Annotated in this window: 20 protein-coding genes; 11 read left to right on the forward strand and 9 right to left on the reverse strand. The window is 64.8% G+C overall.

Features of this window, described 5'->3' with window-relative positions:
• Positions 1-30: 30 nt before the first annotated feature.
• A complete protein-coding gene (pyrC, locus tag ACTJI5_RS16055; protein WP_440861011.1) occupies positions 31-1,056 on the forward strand; it encodes a dihydroorotase in 1,026 nt (341 codons plus the stop codon).
• Here pyrC and rarD read toward each other — a convergent pair.
• Entirely contained in the window at positions 1,053-1,970 is a 918-nt protein-coding gene (gene rarD, locus ACTJI5_RS16060; protein ID WP_058539969.1) for an EamA family transporter RarD, read from the reverse strand. The two genes, pyrC and rarD, sit on opposite strands and share 4 nt — an antisense overlap.
• A 20-nt stretch (positions 1,971-1,990) precedes the next feature.
• Positions 1,991-2,212, reverse strand: coding sequence for a membrane protein (locus ACTJI5_RS16065; protein WP_037516131.1), 222 nt, complete (start codon positions 2,210-2,212; stop codon positions 1,991-1,993).
• A gap of 182 nt (positions 2,213-2,394) precedes the next feature.
• On the opposite strand from ACTJI5_RS16065, the gene ACTJI5_RS16070 reads away from it, so the two are divergent.
• The 3 genes from ACTJI5_RS16070 to ACTJI5_RS16080 all read left to right on the forward strand — a co-directional run bounded on the left by ACTJI5_RS16070 (position 2,395) and on the right by ACTJI5_RS16080 (position 4,654).
• Positions 2,395-2,790, forward strand: a complete 396-nt coding sequence (locus ACTJI5_RS16070; RefSeq protein WP_058539968.1) for a glycine zipper 2TM domain-containing protein — start codon at positions 2,395-2,397, stop codon at positions 2,788-2,790.
• Positions 2,791-3,216: 426 nt separating this feature from the next.
• Positions 3,217-3,774: a GNAT family N-acetyltransferase gene (locus ACTJI5_RS16075; protein ID WP_440861012.1), complete on the forward strand. Its 558-nt coding sequence runs from the start codon at positions 3,217-3,219 to the stop codon at positions 3,772-3,774.
• A gap of 130 nt (positions 3,775-3,904) precedes the next feature.
• Positions 3,905-4,654, forward strand: a complete 750-nt coding sequence (locus tag ACTJI5_RS16080; RefSeq protein ID WP_440861013.1) for a hypothetical protein — start codon at positions 3,905-3,907, stop codon at positions 4,652-4,654.
• A gap of 207 nt (positions 4,655-4,861) precedes the next feature.
• On the opposite strand, the gene ACTJI5_RS16085 is transcribed toward ACTJI5_RS16080, so the two are convergent.
• The gene (locus ACTJI5_RS16085) at positions 4,862-5,044 is read right to left on the reverse strand and encodes a CsbD family protein (protein WP_037516121.1); all 183 of its coding nucleotides are present in this window, start codon (positions 5,042-5,044) and stop codon (positions 4,862-4,864) included.
• A gap of 199 nt (positions 5,045-5,243) precedes the next feature.
• Between ACTJI5_RS16085 and ACTJI5_RS16090 the strand changes: the two genes are divergently transcribed.
• Positions 5,244-5,981: a pentapeptide repeat-containing protein gene (locus ACTJI5_RS16090; RefSeq protein ID WP_440861014.1), complete on the forward strand. Its 738-nt coding sequence runs from the start codon at positions 5,244-5,246 to the stop codon at positions 5,979-5,981.
• A gap of 5 nt (positions 5,982-5,986) precedes the next feature.
• Here ACTJI5_RS16090 and ACTJI5_RS16095 read toward each other — a convergent pair whose 3' ends face one another.
• From ACTJI5_RS16095 to thiS, 3 genes are read right to left on the reverse strand one after another with little or no spacing between them, the layout of a single operon-like run.
• Entirely contained in the window at positions 5,987-6,763 is a 777-nt protein-coding gene (locus ACTJI5_RS16095) for a thiazole synthase (RefSeq protein WP_440861015.1), read from the reverse strand.
• A 2-nt stretch (positions 6,764-6,765) separates the two neighbouring features.
• Entirely contained in the window at positions 6,766-7,116 is a 351-nt protein-coding gene (locus tag ACTJI5_RS16100) for a VOC family protein (protein WP_440861016.1), read from the reverse strand.
• The gene (thiS, locus tag ACTJI5_RS16105; RefSeq protein WP_440861017.1) at positions 7,116-7,316 is read right to left on the reverse strand and encodes a sulfur carrier protein ThiS; all 201 of its coding nucleotides are present in this window, start codon (positions 7,314-7,316) and stop codon (positions 7,116-7,118) included. The genes ACTJI5_RS16100 and thiS overlap by 1 nt, the downstream gene beginning before the upstream one ends.
• A gap of 81 nt (positions 7,317-7,397) precedes the next feature.
• On the opposite strand from thiS, the gene ACTJI5_RS16110 reads away from it, so the two are divergent.
• From ACTJI5_RS16110 to ACTJI5_RS16125, 4 genes are all read left to right on the forward strand, one after another.
• The gene (locus ACTJI5_RS16110; RefSeq protein ID WP_440861018.1) at positions 7,398-7,850 is read left to right on the forward strand and encodes a type II 3-dehydroquinate dehydratase; all 453 of its coding nucleotides are present in this window, start codon (positions 7,398-7,400) and stop codon (positions 7,848-7,850) included.
• A gap of 70 nt (positions 7,851-7,920) precedes the next feature.
• Entirely contained in the window at positions 7,921-8,400 is a 480-nt protein-coding gene (gene accB / locus ACTJI5_RS16115; protein ID WP_056373910.1) for an acetyl-CoA carboxylase biotin carboxyl carrier protein, read from the forward strand.
• An 8-nt stretch (positions 8,401-8,408) separates the two neighbouring features.
• Entirely contained in the window at positions 8,409-9,770 is a 1,362-nt protein-coding gene (gene accC, locus ACTJI5_RS16120) for an acetyl-CoA carboxylase biotin carboxylase subunit (protein WP_058539962.1), read from the forward strand.
• A 72-nt stretch (positions 9,771-9,842) separates the two neighbouring features.
• Positions 9,843-11,207 (forward strand): L,D-transpeptidase family protein, encoded by a 1,365-nt coding sequence (locus tag ACTJI5_RS16125; RefSeq protein WP_440861019.1) that lies wholly within the window; start codon positions 9,843-9,845, stop codon positions 11,205-11,207.
• A gap of 32 nt (positions 11,208-11,239) precedes the next feature.
• Here the strand turns inward: ACTJI5_RS16125 and ACTJI5_RS16130 are convergent, their stop codons facing one another.
• Positions 11,240-12,007, reverse strand: coding sequence for an AraC family transcriptional regulator (locus ACTJI5_RS16130; RefSeq protein ID WP_310252898.1), 768 nt, complete (start codon positions 12,005-12,007; stop codon positions 11,240-11,242).
• A gap of 93 nt (positions 12,008-12,100) precedes the next feature.
• On the opposite strand from ACTJI5_RS16130, the gene ACTJI5_RS16135 reads away from it, so the two are divergent.
• Entirely contained in the window at positions 12,101-13,345 is a 1,245-nt protein-coding gene (locus ACTJI5_RS16135; RefSeq protein WP_440861020.1) for an MFS transporter, read from the forward strand.
• A 49-nt stretch (positions 13,346-13,394) separates the two neighbouring features.
• Here ACTJI5_RS16135 and ACTJI5_RS16140 read toward each other — a convergent pair whose 3' ends face one another.
• Complete coding sequence (locus ACTJI5_RS16140) at positions 13,395-14,084, reverse strand: murein L,D-transpeptidase catalytic domain family protein (protein WP_440861021.1); 690 nt, start codon at positions 14,082-14,084, stop codon at positions 13,395-13,397.
• A gap of 226 nt (positions 14,085-14,310) precedes the next feature.
• Between ACTJI5_RS16140 and arsC the strand changes: the two genes are divergently transcribed.
• Positions 14,311-14,655 (forward strand): arsenate reductase (glutaredoxin), encoded by a 345-nt coding sequence (gene arsC / locus ACTJI5_RS16145; RefSeq protein WP_440861022.1) that lies wholly within the window; start codon positions 14,311-14,313, stop codon positions 14,653-14,655.
• A 165-nt stretch (positions 14,656-14,820) separates the two neighbouring features.
• Here arsC and recF read toward each other — a convergent pair whose 3' ends face one another.
• Positions 14,821-15,930: a DNA replication/repair protein RecF gene (recF, locus tag ACTJI5_RS16150; RefSeq protein WP_440861023.1), complete on the reverse strand. Its 1,110-nt coding sequence runs from the start codon at positions 15,928-15,930 to the stop codon at positions 14,821-14,823.
• Positions 15,931-16,119 lie beyond the last annotated feature (189 nt).

Genomic DNA, 16,119 nt, shown 5'->3' on the forward strand with positions numbered 1-16,119 from the left:
AAACCAACCCACAAGTTGACGAGCCCGACCATGACCGACCGCCTGACGATCCGCCGCCCCGACGACTGGCACGTCCATCTGCGCGATGGCGCGATGCTCGATCATGTCGCGCAATATACTGCGCGCCAGTTCGCGCGCGCGATCATCATGCCGAACCTGTCGCCGCCGGTCACGACCGCCGAGGAAGGCGCGGCGTATCGCGACCGGATCAACGCCGCGGTGCCCGCCGGGCTCGACTTCGCCCCGCTGATCGTCGCCTATCTCACCGATCACAGCAGCCCCGACGAAATGGCGCGCGGTCATGCCGAGGGCATCTTCACCGCCGCGAAACTCTATCCCGCGCACGCCACCACCGGCAGCGCGCATGGCGTCACCGATGTCGCGAAGATCATGCCCGTGCTCGAACGGATGGCCGAAATCGGCATGCCGCTGCTCATCCACGGCGAGGTCACCGATCATGAGGTCGACATTTTCGACCGCGAGGCGGTGTTCATCGAGCGCACGCTGAAGGGGCTCGTCCGCGACCTGCCGGGCCTGAAAATCGTGTTCGAACATATTACGACGTCGGAAGCGGTCGATTTTGTGACGGCCGCCTCCGCCAATGTCGCGGCGACGATCACGCCGCAGCATCTCCACATCAACCGCAACGCGATGCTCGTCGGCGGCATCCGCCCGCACGCCTATTGCCTGCCCGTCGCCAAGCGCGAGCAGCACCGGCTCGCCGTCCGCGCCGCCGCGGTATCGGGCTCGCCGAAATTCTTCCTCGGCACCGACAGCGCGCCGCATGCGGTGCACACGAAGGAAGCCGCGTGCGGCTGCGCCGGCATCTTCAACGCCCCCTACGCGCTCGAATCCTATATCCAGGTGTTCGACGAGGAAGGCGCGCTGGACAAGTTCGAGGGCTTCGCCAGCGAACATGGCCCGAACTTCTATGGCCTGCCGCTCAACACCGGCACGGTAACGCTCGAACGCGGCGAGACGGTCGTTCCCGAGCGCGTCGGCGAGGTCGTTCCGTTCCATGCCGGCGAGACATTGGGCTGGCGGCTCGCCTCCTAAGCCGCCGGCATCATCCGGTCGGCGCGCATCTTGCGCCACATGTCGAAGCTGAACACCGCGATGCTGACCCAGATCAGCAGGAAGCAGGCTAGCTGCGCGGGCTTCAACGGTTCGTGGAAGACGAAGAGGCTGAGCAGGAAGGCGATGCTCGGCGCCAGATACTGGACGAAGCCGAGCGCGGCATAGCTCATCCGCCGCGCCGCGGTCGCGAACAGCAGGAGCGGCACCGCGGTGACGACCCCGCCCGCGGCGAGCAGCCAGCTGATCCCCGCTTCCGATCCGAAACCGCGGCCGTCGCCGAGCCAGATATAATAGGCCGCACCGGCGACGGAGAGCGGCAACAGCAAGGTCGTCTCGATTGCGAGGCCCGGCAGCGAGCCAACGGGCACGATCTTGCGGATCAGGCCATAGGTGCCGAAACTGAACGCCAGGGTCAGGCTGATCCACAGCGTGTCGAGCGCGCCCGCGAGCAGGATCGCGACGCCGATCCCGGCGATGACCACGGCAAGCGCCTGAAGCCGCGAGAGCCTCTCACCGAGGAAGATCATGCCGAGCATCACATTGACGAGCGGATTGAGATAATAGCCGAGACTGGCCGCGAGCACGTGGTCGGTGAAGATCGAATAGATATAGACGAGCCAGTTGAGCGCGATCAGCACCGAACTGACGAGCAGCATCCGCAGCACGCGCCAATCGCGAAGCGCCGCGAGATATTCGCCGATCTGGCGGCGGAAGACCATGATCAGGAAACAGAGCGGCAGCGACCAGACGATGCGCTGCGCCAGCACTTCGACCGGCGGAACGCTCGACAGGAGTTTGAAGAAGAGCGGAACGAAGCCCCAGATCAGATAGGCGCTGATCGCAAAGGGCAAGCCGCCCTGATTGCTCCCCGCGGGGGCCGCTGGCTGGTTCATGATCGGCTAGTCCGGCTGGATCAGATGATGCCGCCGCCGAGCATCAGGCGGATGACGCCGATGACGATGACGACGATGTTCAGGTTGCGCCCGCTCGTCTTGTCCGACATAGCGCCGAGCGCAAGACCGACGACGGCGAAGGGTATGATCACCCAGTTCGCCCAGCCGAGCAGCGGGATGAACGCAAAAACGGCCAAAACCAAGGCGATAGCGCCAATGACGAGCGATCCGATATTGAGCATGCCGGGATTGTTGCATGCCGCCGCCGATGCGGCAAGAGCCTTTCGGTTCGTCGATGGAAGCGCTCGGTTCGTCTTGTTGCCTTGGGTTCATGCAACGGCTTTGCAGCCCGGCTCGTTTTCCCATCGAAGCGCCCGGTCCTGTACAAGCGGGACGAGGCGCCGAGACCAGGAAAGGACTTTTTATGCGTAATTTCACCAAGGGCATGATGGGCGCTTTTGCTGCCGCCAGCGTCGCCCTGACCGCGCCTGCTTATGCGGGTATCGCGGCTCCGGCGAAGGCCGAAGGCTTCCATCAGCTCGACCAGTCGTCGAACTTCTATCGCAAGAAGGATCGCCGCTATTATGCCCGCGACGAGCGCGTCAATAACAACACCCGCGTGTGGCGCGATCGCGACGGCCGTTATCGCTGTAAGAAGGATAATGGCACCACCGGTCTGTTGATCGGCGGCGCGGTCGGCGGCCTCGCCGGTCACGAAATCGCCGGCGGCGGCGACAAGCTGCTCGGCACCGTTCTGGGTGCTGCCGGTGGCGCTCTGCTTGGCCGCGAGATCGACAAGTCGAAATATCGCTGCCGCTAGGGGCAAAACGCCAACCGTCTCGAGCGTGAGTTTGGACCCCTCCGCTCACGCACGCTGATGGCGAGGACGCCGGCTTCACCGCCGGCGTCCTCAAGCGTATCCCTTGCCCAAAGCCTCCTCTTGCCGCAGAAGTGTCGGCCAATTGCTGCGGGAGAATGAGGGTCAGAACCCTTTCATTGCGCGTTCGAGGTTTGAAGCGATTTTGTTCAGGGCCAGGAAGCGAGACGCAGGCATATGATCATATTCCAAGGCTCGCTGACGCAGCCATGGACAAAATCGATCAAATCCCGCAGGGACGCCGAAATGGCTTCGATCTCGGGCCCGCGCGGCCTTGCGGGTAGCGATGCTACCCGCTTCACCCGCCCGAACCCGATATCTTTGCCATTTCGACGCCTCGAACGTGCAATGAAAGGGTTCTGACCCGCTATGTTGAATGGCCCCCTGCTCGTCACCGAGCGGCTGATCCTGCGTCCGCCCGCGACCGAGGATTTCGACGGCTTTGCCGAAATGTGCGCCGAAGAAGACACGATGCGCTTCATCGGCGGCACCTGCCCGCGCTCGCAGGCGTGGCGCATGTGGTGTACGCTTGCAGGTGCCTGGCATATCCGTGGCTTTTCGATGTTCTCGGTGATCGAGCGCGCGACGGGCGAATGGGTCGGACGCCTCGGCCCGTGGGAGCCCGACGGCTGGCCCGCGCCCGAGATCGGTTACGGTGTGCGCGCCAAATTCGCCGGCAAGGGCTATGCGCTCGAAGGCAGCGTCGCGGCCTGCGATTTCGCGATTGAATTCCTGAAATGGCCCGAGCTGATGCACAGCATCGACCCCGCGAACACGCGCTCGCAGGCGCTCGCGAAACGGCTCGGCGCGACGAACAGCGGCCCGACCCGCCTGCCCCCGCCGTTTCAGGATGCGCCGGTCGATGCATGGACCCAAAGCGCCGACGCATGGCGCGTCAAGCGCAAGGAATTTCTGCCCGGAGCGTGAGCGAAAGCGCAAAAGCGTCTCGCTCCGAGACAGTTTTCCCCAAACAAAGCCTTGCCCGTTAACGCATTTTATTTGGGCCTTTTTGACCAGAATAGGGCATTCCCGGCAATGGATTAAGGGAGTGTTAGCGATGATGTTGCGCGGAAAATGGCTGGTTACCGGCTTGCTGATGGCGGCGGCACCGCTCGCCGGGTGCCGGGACAATCCCAACGCCAAGGCCGACCTCGCCCCGCTCGACGACGGGCTGACCAACGCCGACCCGGCGATCAAGGGTTCGCTCGAAGACAAGATCATGGTCGACCCGAAGCTTGCGGGCCAATCGAACAAAAATGCCGTGGGTCCGGGTAACCGTCCCATCGACGGCGGTGTTCCCGGCGTCGCGGGCGGCAAGGCCGCGACCGTTGCGGAAGCCAGTGCGGCCCTTGCAGCGGGCAAGTTGCTCTCTGCACCGAAAGCTCTACCGTTCGAGGCCGGATGCGACGGCTGCGAAGCCAAGCAGCGCCCCGTGACGATTGGCGCGCTCGCGCGCGACCAGCAAAAGGGCGGCTGCGACGCCAAGCTGACCTACAGCAACGCCTGGGCCGATCGCCTTCCCGCCGCGTTCAAAGTCTATCCGCGCGCGACGCTGCGCGAAGCCGCGGGCATCGCCGGCGGCAAGTGCAACATCCGCGTCGTCAATTTCCAGACCGCGGCGTCGATGCAGGCGGTGCTCGACTATTATCACACGATGGCGATCCGCGCCGGTTACACCAGCGACCATCGGATCAATGGCAACGAGCATATGCTCGGCGGCACGAAGGGCGATCTCGCCTATGTGCTGATGATGCGCCGCGACGGCGCGATGACCGACGTCGATCTGGTGGCGTCGGGAGGGAAGTAAATTGATCCTCCCTGTGCCGAAGGCATGGGGAGGTGGCAGCGCGAAGCGCTGACGGAGGGGCCATGGCGCGACGTCGCGGCCCCTCCACCCTTCGCTTCGCGAACGCTCCCCCTCCCCATCGCTTCGCGACAGGGAGGATATAGAAAAAGACCCCGGGGAGAGGGATACCCCGGGGCCTTTTTCATTGCTTGCGTGACGCGCAAGTGGTCAGATCTTGTCGCCGAGCGCGCCTTGGACCTTGCCCTTCAGATTCTGGGCTTCGCCCTTGCGCTCCTGCGCTTCGCCTTCGGCGCGAAGGCGCTCGTTGTCGGTCGCCTTGCCGGCCGCCTGCTTCGCATTGCCGGCGGCTTCGTTGGCGATGCCTTTCGCCTTTTCGGTGAATTCACCCACGGGGTTTCTCCTTGGTTTTCAGAGGCGGGAGGGGCTCGCCTCTTGCCACACCAACGGATCGCGGCAACGTTTGTTCCGGGTACGAGGCAAAGCGTTCGAGGCAAGGGACAGTCGGTCGGTCGGCATAATTGTTCTTGATACGTTCCACGCCATTGCGTACTGCATCGGCCCGCGCGATGGCTGAGAGGAAAAGATGGCGGTGAAACTCGAACCCGGCTGCATGATCGAAGACGCTGATCTTTCGGGCGTCGACTTTGCCGAAGTCGATCTGGCCGGCGCGACGCTGACGAAATGCGTGCTGCGCGACGTGCAGTTTACGGGAACCTGCCTGCAGGATGCTCGCTTGGCCCAGGTCCGCCTGATCCGATGCCGCTTCGCGAATGTCGATCTGCGCGATGCGATTTTCGAGGATTGTTCCTTCATCGACGACGCAGGCCACGTCGGCGCGCAATTCGCCTTCTCGCGTCTCGATCAATCGCGTTTCAGGCGCTGCGACCTTTCCTTTGCCAAGATCGATCGTTCGACGCTGTTCGGGGTCGAATTCGATGGCTGCAATATGCGCGGCGCCGAGTTTCACAAGGCCGATTTCAGCCGAACCTTCGGTCGCAAACTCGTCAAGACAACAGCCAGTTTTCGCGGTTGCAACCTCGAGTTCGCCGACCTGAACGGCGTCCGGATGCCCGATTGCGAGCTTTCGAACTCGAATTTTCGCGAAGCGGTCCTGTTCGATTCCGACCTTGAAGGCGCTGACCTGCGCGGAAGCGATCTTGTCCTCGCGCTCACCGCCGGCGCCAAATTCGCGCGCGCCGACCTTCGCGGCGCGGATGTCGCCGACCTGAACCTCAGGGAACTCGCGACGCTCGAAGGCATGATCGTGTCAGCGGGCCAGCAGCCGCATCTGCTGGCAGCCATGGGCCTCGAAGTCTATCCGGACTGAAGGGCTTAGATGAGCCCCGCCAGCGGGCTCGACGGATCGGCGTAGCGCCGAACGCCCATGCGCCCCGCGAGATAGGAATCGCGTCCCGCCTCGACCGCCAGCTTCATCGCGCGCGCCATACGGATCGGGTCTTTCGCTTCAGCAATCGCGGTGTTCATCAGCACGCCGTCGCAGCCGAGTTCCATCGCCACCGCGGCGTCGCTCGCCGTCCCGACCCCCGCATCGACGAGCACCGGCACCGAGGCGCCTTCGACGATCAGGCGGATCGTGACGCGATTCTGGATGCCGAGGCCCGAGCCGATCGGCGCGCCCAAAGGCATCACCGCGACCGCGCCTGCGTCTTCCAATTGCTTCGCGGCGATCGGATCGTCGACGCAATAGACCATCGGCAGGAAGCCTTCCTTAGCGAGCACTTCGGTCGCCTCCAGCGTCTCGCGCATGTTCGGATAGAGCGTCTTCGCCTCGCCGAGCACCTCGAGCTTCACCAGATCCCAGCCGCCGGCCTCGCGCGCCAGCCGCAAGGTGCGGATCGCGTCGTCGGCGTTGAAGCAGCCCGCGGTGTTGGGAAGATAGGTGATCTTTTTGGGATCGATAAAGTCGGTGAGCATCGGCGCCGTCGGGTCAGAGACATTGACGCGCCGCACCGCGACGGTGACGATTTCCGCGCCCGACGCCGCGACCGCCGCGGCATTCTGCTCGAAATCCTTATATTTTCCGGTGCCGACGATCAGGCGCGATGTGAAAGTCCGGCCGGCGACGGTCCAACTGTCGATCTTGTCCACATTTAATCCTTATTCTGTACCACATTCGCGATGTCGCCGAGCGGATCGCGAACGAAAAACCGGCGGACGCCCCACGGCTCGTCGCGCAGGGCGTAGACTATCTCGTGCCCTGCCGCGACGGCCCGCGCATGCACAGCATCGACATCGTCGACACCGACCGAATAGGCGGGACGCAGCCCCGATGGATCCCCGGTCAGGATGCTGATCTGCGCCATCGGCTGGGTGCCCGAGCGATAGATGGTGATGAAATCCATCGCCATCGCGGTTTCCAGCCCCAGCACATCGTTGAAAAAGCCTTCGCCGGCCCGCGCGTCGCCGGCATAGCGGTTGGGTATGATCCGTGCGACCGGCATCAACCGCCCCCCACGAAATGCACGATTTCGAGCGCATCGCCCTCGGCGAGCGCGACCTCGGCGAGCGTCGAGCGCGGCACGATCTCGCGGTTGCGCTCGACCGCGACCTTCTTCACGTCGAGGCCGAGCGAGGCGACGAGGTCGGCGATGCTGCCTTCGCGCACCTGCCGTCGTTCGCCGTTGAGGATGACCGAGATCACTGGGGAATCCGCCTTGCTTTGCCTTTTGCCGAGCAGCCCATATAGGGGGAGCGCGCCTCCTCGCAACCGAAAGCCAAACCCTTGACCAACGAGCGTACCGACAAGCCGACCGTCTTTGTCTTCTCCGGCCCCAACCTCAACCTGCTCGGCACCCGCGAGCCCGAGATTTACGGGAACGACACGCTGAACGACATCCACGCGCGGCTCGAGGCGCAGGCGGACGAGCTGGGGCTGCGCGTCGAATGCCGCCAGACGAACCATGAGGGTGTGCTGATCGACTGGCTGCACGAAGCCTATATCGCGGGCGCCAAGGCGGTGCTGCTCAACGCCGGCGGCTATACGCACACCTCGATCGCGATCCACGACGCGATCCGGTCGATCAAGGTGCCGGTGATCGAGGTCCATCTGTCGGACCCGATGACGCGCGAGGAATTCCGGCACATCAGCTATGTCGGCATGGCCGCGGTGGCGCATTTTGCCGGGCATGGCGCGAACAGCTATACGCTGGCGCTGGACGCCGCCGCCCGTCTCTGACAATAGGGCGCATCAAAAACGGGGTCAGAGCGCCGCATCCAACGGCGCCGCAACAACAGGAAATATTCTCATGGGTGACCATAAAGACAATGGCATCAACGTCGATCCGGCCTACGTCCGCGCGCTCGCCGAGCTGCTCGACGACACCGGATTGTCCGAAATCGAAGTCGAGGACGGCGAGCGCAAAATCCGCGTCGCGCGCACGCTGAACGCCGCGCCCGTCGCTTACGCTCCCGCCGCCGCGCCGGTTGCCGCAGCCGCCCCGGCCACCGCCGCAGCGCCCGCTGCTGCCGCGGCTCCGGCCGCCGACAGCTTCGCCGACGCCGTCAAATCGCCGATGGTCGGCACCGTCTATCTCTCGCCCGAACCCGGCGCACCGAATTTCGCCGCGATCGGTTCGGCGGTAAAGGCCGGCGACACGGTCCTCATCGTCGAGGCGATGAAGGTGATGAACCCGATCACCGCGCCGGCGTCGGGCACGCTGAAGGCCGTGCATGTCGAGAACAGCCAGCCGGTCGAATTCGACCAGCCGCTGTTCACCATCGGCTGATCAAAAAAATGGCCATCGAAAAGCTCCTGATCGCCAACCGCGGCGAGATCGCGCTGCGCATCCATCGCGCGTGCCATGAAATGGGCATCAAGACCGTCGCGGTCCATTCGACCGCCGACGCCGACGCGATGCACGTCCGCCTTGCCGACGAAGCGGTGTGCATCGGTCCGCCCGCAGCGAAGGACAGCTATCTCAACATCCCCGCGATCATCTCGGCCGCCGAAATCACCGGCGCCGACGCGATCCACCCGGGCTATGGCTTCCTGTCCGAAAACGAGCGTTTCGCCGAAATCATCGAAGCGCATGACATGATCTTCGTCGGGCCGAAGCCCGAGCATATCCGCACGATGGGCGACAAGGTCGAAGCGAAGCGCACTGCGGTCGCGCTCGGCCTGCCGGTCGTTCCGGGCTCGCCGGGCGCGGTTACCTATGGCGAAGAATGCCGGAAAATGGCCGAGGAAATCGGCTATCCGGTGCTGATCAAGGCCGCATCGGGCGGCGGCGGCAGGGGCATGAAGGTCGTCCCCGACGCTGACAGCCTCGAAAGCCTGATGGGTCAGGCGTCGAGCGAAGCGGCGGCAGCGTTCGGCGATCCGACCGTTTACATGGAAAAATATCTCGGCAACCCGCGCCACATCGAATTCCAGGTGTTCGGTGACGGCCGGGGGACTGCGATCCATCTTGGCGAGCGCGACTGCTCGCTCCAGCGCCGCCACCAGAAAGTGCTCGAAGAAGCCCCGTCGCCGATCATCTCGGCCGAGGAACGCGCGCGCATGGGCAAGGTGTGCGCCGACGCGATGGCGGCGATGCACTATCGCGGCGCCGGCACGATCGAATTCCTATGGGAAAATGGCGAGTTCTTCTTCATCGAGATGAACACGCGCATCCAGGTCGAGCATCCAGTGACCGAAATGATCACTGGTTTCGACCTCGTCCGCGAACAGATTCGGATCGCGGGCGGATCGGACCTGTCGGTGAAACAGGAAGACCTGGAATTCCGCGGCCATTCGATGGAATGCCGCATCAATGCCGAGGACCCGCGCACCTTCCTGCCCTCGCCGGGCAAGGTTACCAATTACCACGCCGCGGGCGGCATGCATGTACGCGTCGATAGCGGGCTTTATGCCGGCTATTCGATCCCGCCCTATTACGACAGCATGATCGGCAAGCTGATCGTTTACGGCCGCACGCGCGAAAGCTGCATGATGCGGATGCGCCGCGCGCTCGAGGAAATGGTGATCGCGGGGGTCAAGACGAACATCCCGCTGCATCAGGCGCTGCTCGCCGACCCCGACGTCATCCACGGCGACTATACGATCAAGTGGCTCGAGGAATGGCTGGCAAAGCAGGATGAGGCGGCGAAAGCCTGACATCTATTCTTGCGACGGAGTGTGCGGCAGCTCACTTTAACTGCGGATGCTTTTTGGCTATGGGCTTTAACCATGGTCAAAAACTCCCCCTTTTCGGCGCGTCCAGCTGCGGCGCTTCTTCTTCCGCTGAGCCTGCTCGCGGTGCCCGCTTTCGCGCAGCCGGGGGTCAAGGAGGATTCGGTGATCCTCCAGCCCGACAAGGTGCAGGACGACGCCCCCGTGGTCGAAACCGCGGCCGAAGCGAATTTGCCGAGCTGGTCGAAGCAGAATGCCGAGGCGCTGCTGGTATCGATCGAGGGCATCGGCGCCGAAGGGCTGTTCGCGAAGGATTATAGCCCCGATGCGCTCGCCGCCGCGATCATGAGCGGCGATCAGGCGCGGCTCGACAAGACCGCGACCGATACCTTCCTGCTGCTCGCGACGCACCTGCGCGACGGGCGGACGCCCAATGCGGCGCGCAAGCAGTGGTTCATGGTCGACAGCGATGGCGACAGCGAGCCCCTGCTGTCGCTGCTCGCCGCGGCGCTCGGTGCGGGAACCGTCAGCGAGACGCTCGCGACGCTCGACCCCGTGCATCCCGATTTCGCGGCGCTCAAGGCGTCGCTCAAAAAAGCGAAGACAACCGCCGACGCCAATGCGATCCGCGTCAACATGGAACGCTGGCGCTGGATGCCGCGCGCGCTCGGCGAACGTTATGTCGTCAGCAACGTCCCCGAATATCTGACGCGCGTCGTCCATGGCGGCACGATCATCGCGACGCACAAGGCCGTCGTAGGCAAGTCGGCGACCCCGACGCCGCAGCTCAACCCGATGGCGACGGGCATCATCGTCAACCCGACGTGGACGCTGCCGCGCAGCATCATCAACGAAGGCATCGGCGCCACGATCGCGCGCAACCCGGCAGCGGCGCGCGCGCAGGGCTATACCTGGACGGGCAGCGGCAAGACGCTGTCGGTCGTGCAAAAGGCCGGCGCGAACAACGCGCTGGGCGTGATGAAGATGGAGATGCTCAACCCGCACGCCATCTATCTGCACGACACGCCGTCGAAGGGCGCGTTTGCCGCCGCGGCGCGTGCGTTCAGCCATGGCTGCATCCGTACCGAGCGCGCCCTGCACTTCTCGGGCCTGATGGCAGTGATGTTCGCCGGGAAAAGCCCCGAAGAATTCGGCGAGGCGATCGCCAGCGGTGCGACGACGCGCTTCGGGTTCGAGAACCCCTTCCCCGTCTATGTCGCCTATTGGACCGTCATTCCCGACGGCAAGGGCGGCACCAAGAAGCTCGCCGATATCTATGGCCGCGACGCGCCCGTCGTGGCGAGCTTTTCCCAGCCCGGCCGCCCGACCGCGACGATCATCGCGCCGACGCCGCCCCCCGTGGTCCCGACGGTGACGACGACCGCGCGTGTCACGACGCCGGGGACCAGCGGCATTTATTGAGCAAGAACACTTAGGCGACGGCTCCGAATATATCACGGCAAGCGGTAGCGGCTCGGCGGAACGCCGAGCACGCGCTTGAACATTGTGGAAAAATTGCCCGGACCATCATAGCCGAGATCATAGGCAATCGACGTCACCGGCTCCCCCGCCGCCAGTTTCGGAAGGGCAACCGACAGGCATGCCTGCTGGCGCCATTCGGCAAAGCTCATCGCCGTCTCGCGCCGGAAGAGCCGGGTGAAGCTGCGGCGGTTCATTCCCATGGCATCGGCCCATTCATCGATCGTCGCAGCCGCGTTCGGCCGCTCGAGGAAGGCGTGGCATCGCCTTGCGAGCGCGGGATGCGACGGAAAGGGAACCGCCAGCGGGATCGGCGGCGCCGCGTCGATTTCCGCCATCAGCAGATGCATGACCAGCCCGTCGCGCCCGGCGACATCATATTCGGGCGTCACATGCGCGGCGGCGGACAGCAGGTGGCGAAGCAAGGGCGACACGCCGACGACCTGACACTGGAACCCCCGCCCGGCACATTCTCCGGGTTCGACGAGAACGCTGCGCGTCTGCACCGCCCCCACCATGCGCACCGAATGCGGCGTGCCGCCGGGGATCCAGACCGCACGTTCGGGCGGCGCCACCCAGGCGCCCGAGGGTGTGCTGACCGCCATCACGCCGCTCGCGGCATAGAGAAACTGGCTGCGGCGGTGCCGATGCTCGGCCAGCTCGAACGAGTCCGGATAATCGTGGCCGATCGCAATGACCGGCCGGGCCACATGATCATTCTCGTCGGGATAAAATTGCATCATGTCCCACTCGCAGAAATGATTGGCTCATACAAGCAAGCGGGAAATAAACACCCTTGCTAGAGGCGCGCTTCCCGAAAAGCGAAAGACCCGATCGTGACCGATTCCGCCGCCAGCCTGCCCGCCTCCCCCGATATGCTCCCGCCCGCCGCGCCGCGTCAGGACGGCCCCAAGCTCGTCGTGCAGATCGTCGGCGCCGTCGCTTTCGCGCATCTTCTGAACGACCTGATCCAGGCCGTGCTTCCGGCGATCTACCCGATGCTCAAGGAAAAATATCATCTGAGCTTCGGCCAGATCGGCTGGATCGCTCTGATCTATCAGGTCACCGCCTCGCTGCTGCAACCATGGGTCGGGCTCTATACCGACAAGCGTCCGCTGCCCTATCTGTTGCCGCTGGGCATGATCGTCACGCTCGCCGGCGTCGGCGGCCTCGCGATGGCGGACAGCTATTCGGCGCTGATCCTCGCCTCCGCCGTCATCGGCGTCGGGTCGGCGACCTTCCATCCGGAGGCATCGCGCGTCGCGCGAATGGCGTCGGGCGGCCGCTTCGGCACCGCCCAGTCGGCGTTTCAGGTTGGCGGAAACACGGGTTCCGCCCTCGGCCCCATCGTCGCGTCGGCGATCATCCTCCCGTTCGGACAGACCGCTGTCGGCTGGCTCGCCTTCGTCGCCGTCGCGGCGATCTGGGTGCTCTTCGGCGTCACGCGCTGGAGAGTGCAGCAGAGCCGGACGCAGGCCAGCGCCCCCGCCGCCGTCCATGCCTCGCCGTACAGCCGCGGCGAAATCATTCGCGCGCTTTCGGCAATCGGCATCCTGATGTTCGCGAAGTTCATCTACATCGGCGCCTTCACCAACTATTTCACCTTCTACCTCATCGAACGCTTCGAGCTGACCGCGCGCGAGTCCCAATTCTATCTCTTCTGCTTCCTCGCCGCGATCGCGGTCGGGACCTTCGCCGGCGGACCGGTGGGCGATCGCATCGGCCGGAAAGCCGTGATCTGGGCGTCCTTCCTCGGCGTCGCGCCCTTTGCGATGATCCTGCCGCACGCCAATCTTTTCTGGACGGCGATCTTCGCCATTTCGATCGGCCTGATCATGTCGTCGGCGTTCGCCGCGCTGGTGGTCTATGCACAGGAACTCGTCCCGGGCCGCGTCGGGCTGGTGTCGGGGTTGATGTTCGGCCTGATGTTCGGGATCAGCGGGATCGGCGCGGCCGGGCTCGGCCAGCTTGCCGACCTTTATGGCATCGTCTGGGTGTATAAATTTTGCGCCTATCTGCCCCTGCTGGGCCTCGCGACAATCCTGCTACCGCGCTCCGACGAGCATCGACGAACCATCTGAATAGAGGTTCGTCGAATGCGCGCATCGCCGGGGTGGCTGGTGGAAGCGCTTAGTCCGCCGTCTTTGGCAGTGGCCCGCTGATCGAGCTCGCGCGCCGCAGATTCTCCATGCCCGGAAGCGGGTCGGAGGGCGGCAGTTCGAACGGCCTGGGCATCGGCGGCGGCACGCTCAGCCGGTCGGCGAACAGCAAGCGCCCCGGCCCGAGCTTGTAGAGGATCATCGGCAGCAGCTCTTCGCCGAACACGAAGCAGCCTTCGCTGCGCCCCAGCTTGCCCTGCGTCGCGATCAATGCCGGATCGGCGTACCAGGCGCCGTGCACGACGATCGCGCGCTGGTCGGCCGAATAATTGTCGGGCTCGAGTCCCGCTAGCCGCATCGACGATCCGTTGGCGCCCCAATAATAGTCGCTGGTGCGATACGCGCCGCGCGAGGTCGCGAGCGAGCCCATGCGGTTCGAGAAATTTTTGAGCCAGCCGTCGTGCTGCGGGTCCGATCCGCGGCCGTGCGTCACGGGGAACATGTCGACCTTGCCCGCGACCATATCGACCAGCGCAAAGCGCGGGCGCGACGACGGCAGGCCGAAATCGACGACGCCGACGCGGTCGCTCTGCGGGATATTGCGTCCCTGCATCCCGAGCTGCTTCTTCGCCACGGCGAGATAATCGACCGGCGGCGGCAAAGGCGCCACCGGCTGCTGAATCCAGCCCGGGAGTTGTGCGCGTGCGGGCACGGCGGCCATCGCCCCCGCCCCAGCCATCGCTGCCAACATCGCCCGTCGATCGATCAATTCATTCACTTGCAACCCAACCCCGCATTGGCCGCCTTTTACGGTCCTTCGACTTTGCATAAGTCGTGTGTTGGCCGCGAAAGGCAAGCTGATGGTTCCCCTTCATGCGGGAAGATGTGCCATATATGCCATGAATAGCGAGTTTACGCTGCTGTAAGGCTGCGTTAGGACACGCGCCATGAACGCGACCATCTGGCACAACCCCGCTTGCGGCACCTCGCGCAAGACGCTGGCGATTCTTCAGGAAACGCCCGGCGTCGCGCTGACGGTCGTCGAATATCTGAAAAACCCGTACAGCGCGGACAAGCTGCGCCAGCTGTTCAAGGACGCCGGGCTGACCGCGCGCGACGCGCTGCGCCTGCGCGGCACCGATGCCGAGGAACGCGGATTGAAGAATGCAAGCGACGACGCGATCATCGCCGCGATGGCCGCCAACCCCGCTTATGTCGAGCGCCCGATCGTCGAAACCGATAAGGGTGTGCGCCTGTGCCGCCCGCAGGATTTGGTGCTCGAGATTCTTTGAATCAGTCGACTTCTATGGGGTGGTGAGTTGCCATCCCCATTTTCGTCATCCCCGCGAAAGCGGGGACCCAGTGCATCCGTCGGCTGGCCGAGCCCTGGGTTCCCGCTTTCGCGGGAATGACGAGGTATTAGAAGCGCGGCGTCGATTATGGTCATGGGCCAATAGCTAGGCCGCCGCGATCCGCCCGCCCGCGATCCGGAAGCGCGTCACCGGCCCCGGCATGTCGTCGAACAGCGCCGCCTCGGTCCCAGTCAGCCACGCCTGCCCGCCCTGCCCCGCCAGCCGCTCGTAGAGCGCGCCGCGGCGCAGCGGGTCGAGGTGCGCGGCGACCTCGTCGAGCAGCAGCACGGGCCTTTGAGCACGCGCGCGCGCGACGCTGTCGCTATGCGCGAGGACGAGCGAGAGCAACATCGCCTTTTGCTCGCCGGTCGAACAGCGCGCCGCGGCGCGGCCGGTCGCGGCGTGGACGGCGGAGAGATCGTCACGGTGCGGTCCGGCGGTCGCGCGCCCCGCGGCGGTGTCGATGCGGCGGCGGGATGCGAAGAGCGATTTGAGCGCCTCGACGTCGTGCGGCGCCGCCCGCGCGGCACCTTCGCTGTCGACCAGTGTCAATAGCGGGCGCGCGAAGGGTGCGTCGGGCTGGCCCGCGAGTTCGGCCGATAGCCCCGCGAGCATATTCTGCCGCGCCGCATCCATCGCCGCGCCATGTTCGGCGAGCTGCGCTTCGAGGCTCGTCAGCCATTGCTGGTCGGCTTGGCCCGGATCGGCGAGCAGTTTGCCCCGTGCACGGAGCGCCGCCTCATAACGATTGCTGTGCTGCGCGTGCCGCGGGTCGAGCGCGAGTACGAGGCGGTCGAGGAAGCGCCGCCGGTTGCCCGCGGTCTCGACGAACAGCCGGTCCATCGCGGGGGTCAGCCACAGGACCGCCAGCCAGTCGCCGAGCGCGGTCGCGGCGGCGGTCGCGCCATTGATGCGTACGATCCGCCGCCCGGGCTGCGCGGCCTCGATCCCGGTTCCCAACGCCACCGGCGCGAGCTCGGCACCCGCCTGAACCTCGGCGAAGACGGCAAAGCCGCCGCCCGCGCCGTCGCGCACCATATCGGACAACGCCGCACGACGGAGGCCGCGGCCGGGCGCGAGCAGCGAGATCGCTTCCAATATGTTGGTCTTGCCCGCGCCATTGTCGCCGTGCAGCGCGACAAGCCCCGGGGCGGCCGCCATGTCCGCGCCGGCATGATTGCGAAAATCGGTCAGCGAAAGGCGGGTCAGCGTCATCTGCCTGTCCGCCTACCCCAGCCCCCCGCGCGATTCCAGTCCGACGCCGCGCATAGTTCCGTTGAATATTTTCCGACGAGCGGGAATTTTCACCACCTTGGCGCATTTTTCGCGACGAAATAATCTGTCGCAAACCCAAAAACCCCACTTAACCGCCAATGAATGAAATTGGCACGGTCCCTGCAATAG

It is taken from the genome of Sphingopyxis sp. 22461 (assembly GCF_052044915.1).
GTDB lineage: Bacteria > Pseudomonadota > Alphaproteobacteria > Sphingomonadales > Sphingomonadaceae > Sphingopyxis.